Raw genomic sequence first — 13,279 nt, forward strand, 5'->3', positions numbered from 1 at the left:
TCTCGAAATTGCTTATGGAAACTTGCCCTCGCGGGCAAAACTATTCAGACAGCCCGCTTCCAGACTGTCACGTGTTCGGTTGCCCGCTCACCCCTTGCCCCTGGGTTTTTATTGTTCAACGAGCCAACAACCAGGGTTCAAGCGCGCAGGCGCGCCTGAGCCATCAATCCCTTACTGCTTATTCTGCGGTGACCACGCTGGGTTGCCCCAGATTGGCCAGGCGCACGCTGTTCTGCACTTGCGCCACCTCGCTCGGCGAACCGATCGGGCCCATGCGTACACGGTGCAAGGTTTGCTGGTTGCGCACGATGGAACTGATGAAGACCGGCGCACTGACCATGCCGCTGAGCTTGGACCTTAACAGTTCTGCCGCATCCGGGTTGGCGAAAGCGCCGACCTGCAGGTATTGCCCGCCGGCCATGGAGGCGCCTGCTGCCGCGTGAGGAACCACCACGGTATCGGGCGCATGCTGCGCCGGTGGCGGTGTCCATTGCTCGATCTTGCCGGTGGAGGCCGTCACTTGCGGTTGTGGGGTTGGCGGTTCGTTGAGCATCAACGGCGCGGGTTTGCCACGCTGGGCCCAATACTGCGCCGGGTCGATACCTTCGACCTTGACCCGTGCGGTGCCGGTTTCGGCATAACCGAGCTTCTTGGCGGCCGCGTAGGACAAGTCGATGATCCGGTCCGAATAGAACGGCCCACGATCATTGACCCGCAGGATCACGGTGCGATTGTTGTCCAGGTTGGTCACGCGCACATAGCTGGGCAGAGGCAGGGTCTTGTGGGCCGCGCTCATGCCATACAGGTCATACACTTCGCCGTTGGCGGTGTTCTGGCCATGGAACTTGGTGCCGTACCAGGACGCGGTGCCCGACTGCACGTAGGTCTTGGATTCCTGCAGTGGGAAGTAATTCTTGCCCAGCACGGTATAGGGGTTGGCCTTGTACGGGCCGGTGTGCAGGGTCGGCGTGGCGTCCGGGATCTTCGACACATCCACATCCCACCACGGCGCGCCGTCTTTGTGCGCGCGGTTGATGTCCAGGCCCGGCTGGGCACGTACCACCGCACCGCCCGCCTTCTTGGCCGGCGCACGGTCAGGGGTGGTGGAACAACTGGCTACCAACAAGGACAACGCGGCGAACGCCACCAGCTTGAGCGGTTTTTTGAACGGCGATACCCGCATTACTTGTTGCCCCGTGCTTGAACCAGCTCATCTGACAGCTGATGCACGGCCATGGCGTACATCACACTGCGGTTATAACGCGTGATTGCGTAGAAATTCTTCAGGCCCATCCAGTATTCAGGGCCATTTGCGCCTTCCAGGCGGAATGCCGTCACCGGCATGTCGTCGCGTGGCGCATTCTGACTCGACCAGCCCAGCGCTCGCAACTCCCCGACGGTCTTGACCGGTTCGATACCTTGGGTCAGGCCCTCGTCGGCGCGCTCGCCCGTGACATCGGCGCGGATAACCACCGGCTCGCCGCCAACCCAGCCGTGACGCTTGAAGTAGCTGGCCACGCTGCCGATGGCATCGTCGGGGTTGCTCCAGATATTGATGTGCCCGTCGCCGTCGAAATCCACCGCGTAGGCGCGAAAGCTGCTCGGCATGAACTGCGGCAAGCCCATCGCCCCGGCGTAGGAGCCCTTGAGGCTCAGCGGGTCGACCTGCTCTTCGCGGGCCAGTAACAGGAATTCGCGCAGTTCCTTGCGGAAGAACTCGGCGCGGGGCGGGTAATCGAAGCCCAGCGTCGACAAGGCGTCGATCACCCGGTAGCTGCCGGTGTTGCGCCCGTAGAAGGTTTCGATGCCGATGATCGAGACGATCACCTGGGCTGGCACGCCGTACTCCTGCTCGGCGCGAGCGAGGACTGCCTCGTGCTGGCGCCAGAAATCCACGCCGCGGGCGATGCGCGCATCAGTGAGGAACATCGGGCGATAGTCCTTCCACTGCTTCACGCGCTCGGCGGGCCGGGAAATGGCGTCGAGGATCGCCTGCTTTTTCTGGGCTTCGCGGAACACGCCCATCAGTTGCTCGCCGGCAAAACCGTAGTCGCGGGTCAGCTCACCGACAAATTCGGCAACCTGGGGAGAGCCATCGTAGTCACCGGCCTGCGCCTCTTGCGTTGCCCCCAGCAGCCCGATCAGGCCCATCCAGGTCGCATGCCGAGTCGCCCAGCCGCGCATTACTTGCATTGACATCTTCACCTTATTCAAACCTGTGCGATCCACTTGCGATGCGTATGAATCGACATCAAAACCCCAAACGCTGACAGCAATGTCACCAGCGAAGTTCCGCCGTAGCTAATGAATGGCAACGGCACCCCAACCACCGGCAGCAGGCCACTGACCATACCGATGTTGACGAAAACGTAAACAAAAAAAGTCATGGTCAGGCTGCCGGCGAGCAACTTGCCGAACAGCGTCTGCGCCTGGGCCGTGATTACCAGGCCGCGACCAATCAACAGCAGATAGATCAGCAACAACGCGCAAATGCCCACCAGGCCGAACTCTTCGCCCATCACCGCAATGATGAAGTCGGTGTGGCTCTCGGGCAAGAAGTCCAGGTGAGACTGAGTGCCTAGCAACCACCCCTTGCCAAATACTCCTCCGGAACCGATGGCCGCCTTGGACTGGATGATGTTCCAGCCGGTGCCCAACGGGTCGCTCTCCGGGTCGAGGAACGTCAGGATCCGTTGCTTCTGGTAGTCGTGCATAAAGAAGAACCACATGGCCACGGCCACAGGCACGGCGGCGGCCAGCACGCTGAGGATCCAGCGCCAGCGCAGGCCACCCATGAACAGCACGAACGCGCCACCGGCGAGAATCAGCAGCGAGGTACCGAGGTCCGGCTGGCGCACGATCAGCACAAAGGGCACGCCGATCAGGATCAGGCTGATCGCCACGTGCTTGAGCTGCGGCGGCAAGGTGCGCTTGGACAGGTACCAGGCAATGGTGGCCGGCATCAGGATCTTCATGAATTCCGACGGCTGGAAGCGAATAACCCCGGGGATGTTGATCCAGCGTGTGGCGCCCATGGCGTTGTGGCCCATGACGTCCACCACCACCAGCAGCAACACGCCGGCGACATAGCCCAAGGGCACCCAGCGTGCCATGAAGCGCGGCTCCAGTTGGGCGATCACCACCATCGACAGCAGGCCCAGGCCAAACGAGGACGCCTGCTTGATCAGCAGGTCCCAGTTCTTGCCGCTGGCCGAATACAGCACGAACAGGCTGCCGGCTGCCAGGGTCAGCAGCAGGATCAGCAGGGGGCCATCAATGTGCATGCGTTGCAGCAACGTCGCACGGCGACGCATCACATCTTCGCTGGAGAGGATGCGGTCAAAATTACTCTTCACGGGCCGTAACCTCGGGGCTTGAAGGGGGGCCGCCATACTCGGGCTTGAGCCGGCCATCGTCGGCCAGCAGCCAGGCGTCCATCACCTGGCGTACCACTGGGGCCGCGACGCCGGAGCCGGACTCGCCGTTCTCGACCATCACTGCCACCACGATTTTCGGGTCTTCCGCGGGGGCAAAACCGACAAACAAGGCGTGGTCGCGGTGGCGTTCCTGCACCTTGGAGCGGTCATACTTTTCGCCCTGCTTGATCGCGACCACTTGGGCGGTACCACTCTTGCCGGCAATGCGGTATTGAGCGCCAATTGCCGCTTTGCGGGCAGTGCCGCGCGCACCGTGCATCACCTGCTGCATGCCGTGGTTGACCTTGGCCCAATCGGACGGGTCACGCAGCACGATGTCAGGAATCGGATTGTCGTCCACCGGCCTTTCGCCTTCGATGGTCCTGGCCAGGTGCGGTCGGTTCCACACGCCTTTGTTCGCCACCAGCGCCGTGGCCTGGGCCAGTTGCAGTGGAGTGGCCTGCATATAGCCCTGACCAATACCCAGGATCAGGGTTTCACCGGGGAACCACGCCTGGCGTCGGGTCGCACGCTTCCACTCCCGCGATGGCATCAGGCCGGGGGATTCTTCGAACATGTCCAGGGAGACTTTCTGACCGAGGCCGAACTTGCCCATGTAGGCAGACAGCCGATCAATTCCCAGTTTATGGGCCAGGTCGTAAAAATAGGTGTCGTTGGAGCGCATGATCGCGGTATCCAGGTCGACATAGCCGTCACCGGAGCGGTTCCAGTTACGGTACTTGTGGTCGTAGTTGGGCAGCATGTAGTAGCCAGGGTCGTACACCCGGCTTGAGGCCGTGACCACGCCAGCATCCAGGCCGGCAATCGCCACCGCCGGCTTGATGGTCGAGCCCGGTGGGTACAGGCCGCGCAACACACGGTTGAACAGTGGCCGGTCGATGGAATCACGCAGCTCGGCGTAGGCCTTGAAGCTGATGCCAGTCACAAACGGGTTGGGGTCGAAGCTGGGCTGGCTGACCATCGCCAGCACTTCGCCAGTCTTCGGGTCCAGCGCCACTACGGCACCCCGCCGACCGCCCAGGGCCATCTCGGCAGCTTCCTGCAACTTGATGTCCAGGCTCAGGACAATGTCCTTGCCCGGCACCGGATCGGTGCGCTTGAGCACGCGCAATACGCGGCCACGCGCATTGGTCTCGACTTCCTCGTTACCTACCTGGCCATGCAACTGGGCCTCGTAGAAGCGCTCGATACCGGTTTTGCCGATATGGTGGGTGCCGCTGTAGTTGATCGGGTCGAGGGTTTTCAGCTCTTTCTCGTTGATACGTCCCATGTAGCCAACGGAGTGGGCAAAGTGCGGCCCTTGCGGGTAATGCCGCACCAACTGCGCCACCACTTCCACACCCGGCAGGCGGAACTGGTTCACCGCAATCCGGGCGATCTGCTCTTCGGTCAGCTCGAACAGGATCGGCACCGGCTCGAACGGCCGGCGCCCCTGCCGCATGCGCTTCTCGAAGACGGCCCGGTCTTCCGGCGTCAGTTGCAGCACCTCGACGATGACATCGAGGACCTGCTTCCAGTCGCCGGAGCGTTCACGGGTCATGCTCAAGCTGAAGCTGGGCCGGTTATCGGCAACCACTACGCCATTGCGGTCGAAAATCAGCCCACGGGTCGGCGGAATCGGCTGCACATGCACCCGGTTGTTTTCCGACAGCGTGGAGTGATAGTCGTACTGGATCACTTGGAGGAAATAGAGTCGCGCAATCAGCACGCACATCAGCACCACCACCAAGACAGCACCGAACACCACCCGCGCGCGTACCAGACGTGCGTCCTTCTCGTGGTCCTTGATGCGGATCGGCTGAGTCATCGGGGGCGGCGCAGACTATTTGTGGTAAGGGTGCCCGGACAGGACTGTCCAGGCGCGATACAGCTGTTCACCGATCAGAATCCTTACCAACGGGTGCGGCAACGTCAGCGCCGACAGCGACCAACGCTGATCGGCCCGCGCACAGACTTCCGGCGCCAGCCCTTCCGGGCCGCCGACCATGAAATTGACCGTGCGCGAATCCAGGCGCCAGCGATCCAGTTCCACCGCCAGTTGCTCGGTGCTCCAGGGCTTGCCGTGCACTTCAAGGGTGACGATGCGCTCATTGGGGCCGACCTTGGCCAGCATGGCTTCGCCTTCCTGACGGATAAAGCGCGCCACGTCGGCGTTCTTGCCCCGGGTATTGAGCGGTATTTCCACCAGCTCAAGCGACAGCTCAGCGGGCAGACGCTTGGCATATTCGTGCCAGCCTTCTTCCACCCACTTGGGCATGCGTGAACCGACAGCGATCAGACGCAGGCGCACAGCCGTTCCTTATTCCTGGTCTTTGTTGAGCTTGTCGAAGTGCGCGTGGCCCACTTCCGGGCTGTGGTGCTTGCCATCGGCGGCACGGCTCTGCTCGGCGCCTTTCCACAGACGCTCCAGGTCGTAGAACTGGCGAGCGTTGGAGGTCATCATGTGAACGATCACATCGTCCATGTCCAGCAGCACCCAGTCGCTGTCGCCCTTGCCTTCTTCACCCAGTGGCTTGACGCCCTGGGCTTTGACGGCTTCGCGAACCTTGTCCAGCATCGCGCCGATCTGGCGGTTGGAGGTACCGGTGGCGATGATCATGAAGTCGGTGATGCTCTGCTTGTCGCGCACGTCCAGCACCTGGATGTCCTGGGCTTTAACGTCTTCCAGGGCAGCCACGGCCACTTTTACCAGCTCTTCGCCAGCCAGTTCCGGGCCGACATGGGCTTCAACCGGCAGCGGCGCGCTTTTGAAGGTGCCTTTGCGCTTAACTTTGCTTACGTCTTTGTTCGTCATATAAAACTCGTTTTGCTCGTATGTTCGGGCGCTTGCTGCACGGTTCGTGCGTTCAAGCGCGCCTTTTCAGTTCGACGCACGGTAAAGCCCGTGCGCATCGATGTAGGCCAGGACCGCGTCAGGCACCAGGAAACGTACCGACTTCCCGCTGGCCAGCAGTTGACGGATCTGGGTGGCGGACACCGCAAGCGGGGTCTGCCAGACGAATGCAATATTCCCGTTCGGCCCGGTCAGGGCCAAGGGGTCACTTACCGACCGCGCGGCCAGCAGGTTGCGCAAGGCATCCGGCGGTTCGCTGTCGGCATCCGGGCGTTGCAAAACCAGGATGTGGCAATGCTGGAGGAGCTCCTCCCAGCGGTGCCAAGAGGGCAGGCCGCAAAATGCGTCCCAGCCCAAAAGCAGAAACAGTGGATCATCCGCGGCCAATTCGGCGCGCATCAGCTCCAGGGTGTCGATAGTGTAGGACGGTTTATCGCGCTTGAGTTCGCGATCGTCCACCACCAACGGCGATATACCTTCTACGGCAACACGCACCATTTCCAGGCGTTGCTCAGCGGCCACCTGCGGCGTGTCGCGATGGGGCGGCCGGAAATTGGGCAGCAGGCGCAACTCATCCAGCGCAAGGGCATCCGCAACTTCCAGGGCACTGCGCAAATGGCCGATGTGCACGGGGTCGAAAGTACCGCCGAGCAGCCCGATGCGTTTAGTCATCAAGTGCGCACATGACCGTCGCCAAACACCACGTACTTCTCACTGGTCAGCCCTTCGAGGCCCACCGGGCCGCGTGCGTGGAGCTTGTCGGTAGAAATACCGATCTCAGCCCCAAGGCCATACTCGAAGCCGTCGGCAAAACGCGTCGAGGCGTTGACCATCACCGAAGCGGAATCCACTTCGTTGAGGAAACGCCGGGCATCGCTGAAATGCTCGGAAACGATGGCGTCGGTGTGCTTGGAGCCATAGGTATTGATGTGTTCGATGGCCTGGTCCAGGTCGTCGACGATGCGGATCGACAGGATCGGGGCCGTGTACTCGGTGTACCAGTCCTGCTCGGTCGCCTCGATGACGTCCGCGCCCAGCAACGCACGGGTTCGCTCGCAACCGCGCAGCTCTACCGACTTGTCACGGTAGATGGCAGCCAGCGGCGGCAGCACGCGCTCGGCAATACCAACGTGCACCAGCAGGGTTTCCATGGTGTTGCACGGCGCGTAGCGGTGGGTCTTGGCGTTGTCGGCGATGCGGATCGCCTTGTCGAGGTCGGCGGCGATGTCGATGAACACATGGCAGACGCCGTCCAGATGCTTGATAACTGGCACCTTGGCATCGCGGCTGACGCGTTCGATCAGGCTCTTGCCACCCCGCGGTACGATCACATCGACGAATTCCGGCATGGTGATCAGCGCGCCCACGGCGGCACGATCGGTGGTTTCCACCACTTGCACCACTTCGGCTGGCAACTCGGCCACGGCCAGGCCCTGCTGGATGCAGGCAGCAATGGCGCGGTTGGAATTGATCGCCTCGGAGCCGCCACGCAGGATGGTGGCGTTGCCCGACTTGAGGCACAGGCTCGCGGCGTCGATGGTCACGTTCGGGCGCGACTCATAGATGATGCCGATCACGCCCAGGGGCACGCGCATCTTGCCCACCTGGATGCCGGACGGCAGGTAACGCATGTCGCGAATTTCACCGATGGGGTCAGGCAGCTTGGCCACCTGACGCAAGCCTTCGATCATGTCGTCGATACGGGCCGGGGTCAGCGCCAGGCGGTCCAGCAAGGCTGGCTCCAGGCCATTAGCGCGCCCATTGGCCAGGTCCAGTTCGTTGGCGGCAGTCAACTCGGAGCGCGAAGCATCCAGAGCATCGGCAGCCGCCAGCAGCGCACGATTCTTCTGCGCGGTGCTCGCACGGGCGATCAACCGCGAGGCCTGCCGGGCAGCGCGACCCAGGCGGGTCATATAGTCAAGAACGGACTCAGTCATGGTCAGGGAGTCTTGGCAAAGAGGAAAGCGGCAGATTATAGCTGTGACGCCGCCCGACTGACAGCGGTGAGGGGCGGATGGTCGAAATGAACTGTAAAAACCCCGGGTTCAGCCGTAATTAAGGTGAGAGTTGTTATGATTCGGTCACATTTAGCCGTATCAACCCTTGACCGCCATGCCCAACTTTTCGCCCCTACTCCCCGCCAGCCCCCTGCCCGATAGCTTCTTCGACCGCGATGCCCAACTGCTTGCGCGTGAATTACTCGGAAAAGTCATCCGTCATCGTGTGGGTGATCTCTGGCTTTCGGCGCGAATTATTGAAACCGAAGCCTATTACGTGGCCGAAAAAGGCAGCCACGCCTCACTCGGCTACACAGAAAAGCGTAAGGCTTTGTTTCTGGATGGTGGCCATATCTACATGTACTACGCCCGTGGCGGTGATTCGTTGAACTTCAGCGCCCACGGCCCGGGCAATGCCGTGCTGATCAAATCGGCATATCCCTGGGTCGACGAAATTTCCGGGGCGGCGAGCCTGGCGCAGATGCTGTTGAACAACCCCAACCCCGATGGCAGCCCACGCCCCTCGCAGAAGCTGTGTGCAGGCCAGACGCTGCTGTGCAAGGCACTGGGCCTGAAAGTGCCGATGTGGGATGCCAAGCGCTTCGATCAGGAACTGCTGTATGTCGAAGACGTGGGCCAGGTGCCCACGCAGATTATCCAGACCACGCGCCTGGGCATCCCCAGCGGGCGCGATGAGCACTTGATGTACCGTTTCGTCGATGCTGGCTATGCGCCTTATAGCACGCGGAACCCGCTGCGTCGGGGGCAGGTCGAAGGCCGGGATTATTTTTTGATTTGATGATATCCGCAACACAGCGGTTCCAATGTGGGAGCGGGCTTGCTCGCGAATGCGATGTGCCAGTGAAGGAATCTGTGTCTGTCACACCGCATTCGCGAGCAAGCCCGCTCCCACAATTGAACTTCTGTGTTTTTTGAATATGTATGCATGGAGTGGATTGTATGGGCCAATGGCTCGAAAGCATCACCGGCTGGTTGACCCTCAACCCACAATGGCTGGCAGCGGCGGTGTTTATTGTCGCGTGTGTGGAGTGCCTGGCGATTGCCGGGTTGATCGTGCCAGGCACGGTGTTGCTGTTTGCAATCGCCGCGTTGGCTGGCAGCGGTGCGCTGTCGCTGAGTGAAACCCTGCTGCTGGGCTTCCTCGGCGGCTTATTGGGCGACGGCGTTTCCTATTACCTGGGCCGCCATTTCCATCAGAACATCCGTCGCCTGCCCGGCCTGCGCCATCATCCTGAATGGATGAACGGCGCAGAAACCTACTTCCACAAGTACGGAATTGCCAGCCTGTTGGTCGGACGTTTCATCGGCCCATTGCGCCCCATGCTGCCCATGGTCGCCGGCATGTGCGACATGCCCTTCCCACGCTTCGCCGCTGTGAGCATCATTGCCGCAGCGGGTTGGACCGTGGCCTACCTGCTGCCGGGCTGGGCTGCCGGCGCCGCGTTCCGCCTGCCGTTGCCGGAAGGTTTCTGGCCGGAAGCGGCCATTATCGCGGCGTGCCTGGCGGTCCTGCTTGGGCTGAGCTTGAACAGCAGTTGGCGCGAGCATCGGCGCGCCACCTTGTGGATCGGTTGCGCCAGCCTGGTCTTGTTGGTTGCGCTGTTTATCGGTTACCCCCACCTCAACGACTTCGACCAGGGCCTGAGCGCCCTGGTGCAGGAGCATCGCAGCCCGTGGCTGGACGAAGTGATGGTGCGGGTCACCCAACTGGGCGAGTTCAAGAAGATGTTCGTCGCCAGCGCCGTGTTCACTGGCCTGTTGCTGTTGGCACGGCAATGGCGCCACGCGGTGTTTGTCGGCGCCACCCTCGCCGGCGCGGCAGTGATCAACACCGGCACCAAGCTATTTTTCGCCCGTGGCCGCCCGGAAATCCTCACAGACCCGCTGACCAGCTTCAGCATGCCCAGTGGCCATGCCTCCGGGGCCTTCGCCTTCTTCCTGGCGCTCGCGGTATTGGCCGGTCGCGGCCATCCCACGCGGCTGCGCCTGACCTGGATGCTGCTGGGCTGCATTCCCGCGGCGTTCATTGCCTTGTCGCGAGTCTACCTGGGTGCCCATTGGCCCACGGACATCCTGGCCGGCACATTGCTGGCGATGACCGTGTGCGCGTTCAGCCTGACGGCAATCGAGTACCGCAGCCCATTGCCAGCCATGTCGCAAAAAGCCTGGTGGCTGGTGCTGCCCGCCGTGGTGGCCGTGCTCGGTTTCATCGCCTTTACCGGCACGCCCCACGCCCTGCTCAGGTACGCCTATTGACCCTTGGCCGGGCCGATCCAGTCCACGGAGGCGCTGCGCCGTTCAACGCAACGCTCGCGGCGCTCCAGCAGCATCTCATCGGCCATTTCGGCGGCGCGCTCGGCGATGTACTCCGCACCCCGCGAGGCTTGCTGCTGGAGTAATTGCGTGGTCACGCTGACAAAATAAGCGTCCCACACGACTTGTTCCGAGGGTGTCAGCCGAATCATGGTTATCTCCGATCATTGTTGTGTGATCGGAAAATAGTGCAGGCGACGCAGTGAAGACGACCGAGCAAAGTCTGAAAGCTCTGTCAGGCAAATCCGAACCTCAGGTGAACAGTTCGCCCTGGAGTTCATCGAGCAACATCTGGATCGCATCCAACCGTTGCTGTGGGTCGTCCAGTTGCAGCAAGTCGATCTTGTCGGCCTCGTTGAATGGAAGCAGATAGGCCAACTGATTGCTCAGGGCTTGCTGGCCTTCGGCCTGGCCGCCCATGTCCAGCGAGGCCACCATCGGGTGCTCGGCCAGGGCCTCAAGCAACGCCAGCAAGTCGGCGTCCTCTTCGCCCAACGGCTGGTCCGGCAATTCTTGCAGCCATTGCACATCAGCCACCAGCAACTGGTCTTTCTGCACGCCGGCCTCACGCACACGGAAACGACGGCCACCTTCGACGCGAATGCCCAGCAGGCCGTTGTCCTGCTGCTTGAAGTCACGAATCAGCGCTTCACAACCGACAAGCGCATAACCGTCAGGGGCCGTGCCCACCTCTGAGCCATCCAGGATGCACACCACACCAAAGCCTTCGCCCTTTTTCATGCAACGGCCGATCATGTCCAGGTAGCGCGCCTCAAATATCTGCAAGTCGAGGGTGCAGCCCGGGAACAGCACAGTGTTGAGGGGGAATAGCGCCAGACTCATAACGGTTTCCTTAAAACCTGGGTTAAACAATGACCGACACCGCCAACGGCAGGAACACCGCCGTGGCCACGCCCATCAAACTCATGGCCAGCGCCGCGAAGGCGCCGCATTCTTCGCTTTCCTGCAGGGCTACCGAAGTGCCGACGGCGTGAGCGGTCATGCCCAGGGCCATGCCGCGCGCTTCGGGGCTGCGTACACCCAGGCGCGACAAGAGCGCTGGACCGATCATCGCGCCGACCACCCCAGTGATCAACACAAACACCGCCGCCAAGGCCGCCACGCCGCCGATCTGCTCGGCCACCAGCATGGCAATCGGCGAGGTGACCGACTTGGGCGCCATGGTCATCAGCACCCTGTGCTCGGCCCCGAACCACCATCCCAACGCCACACAAAGGCCGGTGGCCAATACCCCGCCTACCACCAGCGTAGTAAATATCGGCCAGAACAATTGGCGAATCCGTCGCAGGTTCAGATAAAGCGGCACCGCCAGGGCCACGGTCGCAGGCCCCAGGAGGATGCCCATGATCTCGGTGCTCTTGCGGTATTCGGCGTAGCTCAGCCCACAAGTGAGCAGCACGCCGATCACCAGCAGCATCGACACCAGCACCGGCTGCAGGAAGATCCAGCGAGTTTTCTCGAACCCCGCCAGCACCAGCTGATAGGCGCCCAGGGTGATACCGATACCAAACAGCGGGTGATGAATGACCGCCGTCCAGGCGCCCTGCCAGTCGAGGATCATTGGTCCTTCTCCTTGCGCTTGACCATCTGCTGCATCAGCACACCGACAAAGCCCATGGCGATCACCAGCGACAACACCAACGCCCCGACGATGGCCCAGAAATCCGCCACGATGTCCTTGGCATACACCATCACTCCCACGGCCGGCGGCACCAGCAGCAGCGGCAGGTAACGCAACAGGCTGCCGGCCGCCAGGCTCAGGGGCTCGCCGACTTCACCGCGCCAGACCAGAAAGCCCAGCATCAGCAACAAGCCGAGGATCGGCCCCGGCAGCACCGGCACCAGCAAATGATTGATCGCGGTGCCGATCAGTTGAAACAGCACCAGCCAGGTCAGGCCACGTAACAGCATCCCGCTCTCTCCCCTCAAAACTCGCGCGCATTATAAGCATGCCCGCCCTATGCTCCGGCATTCGCCAAAAGCATGTTGGGTTGACCGGGCTGATTGCCCATGATGATCTACATTGGTTCTCTGTAACCCATAAAAACGCCCCTTAACCATGGGCAAAAATGATGAACCAAGGAGAGACGCAATGCCCTATGTACCCGTAGCGCAGCTCAAAGATTATGTCGGCAAGGAACTGGGACGTTCCGAATGGCTCACCATCGACCAGGCGCGTATCAACCTGTTCGCGGAAGCCACCGGCGATCATCAGTTCATCCACGTCGACCCGGTCAAGGCGGCGCAGACCCCGTTCGGCAGCACCATCGCCCACGGGTTCCTGTCGCTGTCGCTGATGCCCAAGCTGATGGAAGACATCCTGATCATGCCCGAAGGCCTGAAGATGGCCGTCAACTACGGCCTGGACAGCGTGCGCTTTATCCAGCCGGTGAAAGTGAACGCCAAGGTGCGCCTGAACGTCACCCTCACTGACGTCACCGAGAAAAAGCCGGGCCAATGGCTGTTCAAGGCCACCGCCACCCTGGAAATCGAAGGCCAGGAGAAGCCGGCCTACATTGCCGAGTCGCTGTCACTCTGCTTCGTATAATCATCGCCACCCCACTGTAGGAGCGAGCTTGCTCGCGAAGGTCGTCAACGATTACGCGTTCATTCTGAATAAAAGCGGCGCCTGTGAGTTTTTCGCGGGCAAGCCCGCT

General features: G+C 61.6%; 15 protein-coding genes. 3 read left to right on the forward strand and 12 right to left on the reverse strand.

Annotated features, from left to right (window positions below):
• Positions 1 to 178: 178 nt before the first annotated feature.
• From BUE92_RS11080 to BUE92_RS11115, 8 genes are all read right to left on the reverse strand, one after another.
• Positions 179 to 1,183, reverse strand: a complete 1,005-nt coding sequence (locus BUE92_RS11080; RefSeq protein WP_073523683.1) for a septal ring lytic transglycosylase RlpA family protein — start codon at positions 1,181 to 1,183, stop codon at positions 179 to 181.
• On the reverse strand, positions 1,183 to 2,193 hold the full coding sequence (gene mltB, locus BUE92_RS11085; protein WP_047711860.1) for a lytic murein transglycosylase B: 1,011 nt from the start codon (positions 2,191 to 2,193) through the stop codon (positions 1,183 to 1,185). The genes BUE92_RS11080 and mltB overlap by 1 nt, the downstream gene beginning before the upstream one ends.
• Positions 2,194 to 2,210: 17 nt before the next feature.
• Entirely contained in the window at positions 2,211 to 3,314 is a 1,104-nt protein-coding gene (gene rodA, locus BUE92_RS11090) for a rod shape-determining protein RodA (RefSeq protein WP_044268991.1), read from the reverse strand.
• Between the two features lie 31 nt (positions 3,315 to 3,345).
• Positions 3,346 to 5,244 (reverse strand): penicillin-binding protein 2, encoded by a 1,899-nt coding sequence (gene mrdA / locus BUE92_RS11095; RefSeq protein ID WP_073523685.1) that lies wholly within the window; start codon positions 5,242 to 5,244, stop codon positions 3,346 to 3,348.
• 15 nt (positions 5,245 to 5,259) lie between these two features.
• Positions 5,260 to 5,727, reverse strand: coding sequence for a 23S rRNA (pseudouridine(1915)-N(3))-methyltransferase RlmH (gene rlmH / locus BUE92_RS11100; RefSeq protein WP_003176297.1), 468 nt, complete (start codon positions 5,725 to 5,727; stop codon positions 5,260 to 5,262).
• Positions 5,728 to 5,736: 9 nt separating this feature from the next.
• A complete protein-coding gene (gene rsfS / locus BUE92_RS11105; protein ID WP_003176298.1) occupies positions 5,737 to 6,231 on the reverse strand; it encodes a ribosome silencing factor in 495 nt (164 codons plus the stop codon).
• 66 nt (positions 6,232 to 6,297) lie between these two features.
• Positions 6,298 to 6,942 carry a nicotinate-nucleotide adenylyltransferase gene (nadD, locus tag BUE92_RS11110; RefSeq protein WP_003194480.1) on the reverse strand — a complete coding sequence of 215 codons (645 nt, stop codon included), beginning with the start codon at positions 6,940 to 6,942 and terminating at the stop codon, positions 6,298 to 6,300.
• Positions 6,942 to 8,207 (reverse strand): glutamate-5-semialdehyde dehydrogenase, encoded by a 1,266-nt coding sequence (locus BUE92_RS11115; RefSeq protein ID WP_003194482.1) that lies wholly within the window; start codon positions 8,205 to 8,207, stop codon positions 6,942 to 6,944. The genes nadD and BUE92_RS11115 overlap by 1 nt, the downstream gene beginning before the upstream one ends.
• A gap of 175 nt (positions 8,208 to 8,382) precedes the next feature.
• On the opposite strand from BUE92_RS11115, the gene BUE92_RS11120 reads away from it, so the two are divergent.
• Positions 8,383 to 9,066: a DNA-3-methyladenine glycosylase gene (locus tag BUE92_RS11120; protein ID WP_073523687.1), complete on the forward strand. Its 684-nt coding sequence runs from the start codon at positions 8,383 to 8,385 to the stop codon at positions 9,064 to 9,066.
• Positions 9,067 to 9,227: 161 nt separating this feature from the next.
• Entirely contained in the window at positions 9,228 to 10,544 is a 1,317-nt protein-coding gene (locus tag BUE92_RS11125) for a bifunctional DedA family/phosphatase PAP2 family protein (RefSeq protein WP_073523689.1), read from the forward strand.
• Here BUE92_RS11125 and BUE92_RS11130 read toward each other — a convergent pair.
• The 4 genes from BUE92_RS11130 to BUE92_RS11145 form a co-directional block, all read right to left on the reverse strand.
• The gene (locus tag BUE92_RS11130; protein WP_073523691.1) at positions 10,538 to 10,753 is read right to left on the reverse strand and encodes a hypothetical protein; all 216 of its coding nucleotides are present in this window, start codon (positions 10,751 to 10,753) and stop codon (positions 10,538 to 10,540) included. The genes BUE92_RS11125 and BUE92_RS11130 overlap by 7 nt on opposite strands.
• Positions 10,754 to 10,853: 100 nt before the next feature.
• Positions 10,854 to 11,444: an LON peptidase substrate-binding domain-containing protein gene (locus BUE92_RS11135; RefSeq protein WP_073523693.1), complete on the reverse strand. Its 591-nt coding sequence runs from the start codon at positions 11,442 to 11,444 to the stop codon at positions 10,854 to 10,856.
• Positions 11,445 to 11,466: 22 nt separating this feature from the next.
• Positions 11,467 to 12,183, reverse strand: coding sequence for an LrgB family protein (locus BUE92_RS11140; protein ID WP_034126899.1), 717 nt, complete (start codon positions 12,181 to 12,183; stop codon positions 11,467 to 11,469).
• A complete protein-coding gene (locus BUE92_RS11145) occupies positions 12,180 to 12,533 on the reverse strand; it encodes a CidA/LrgA family protein (protein WP_073523695.1) in 354 nt (117 codons plus the stop codon). The genes BUE92_RS11140 and BUE92_RS11145 overlap by 4 nt, the downstream gene beginning before the upstream one ends.
• Positions 12,534 to 12,714: 181 nt before the next feature.
• Here BUE92_RS11145 and BUE92_RS11150 point away from each other — a divergent pair, with 181 nt between their 5' ends.
• The gene (locus BUE92_RS11150; protein WP_073523697.1) at positions 12,715 to 13,170 is read left to right on the forward strand and encodes a MaoC family dehydratase; all 456 of its coding nucleotides are present in this window, start codon (positions 12,715 to 12,717) and stop codon (positions 13,168 to 13,170) included.
• Positions 13,171 to 13,279: the final 109 nt, after the last annotated feature.

The organism is Pseudomonas fluorescens, from assembly GCF_001902145.1.
GTDB classification, from domain to species: Bacteria; Pseudomonadota; Gammaproteobacteria; order Pseudomonadales; family Pseudomonadaceae; genus Aquipseudomonas; species Aquipseudomonas fluorescens_BV.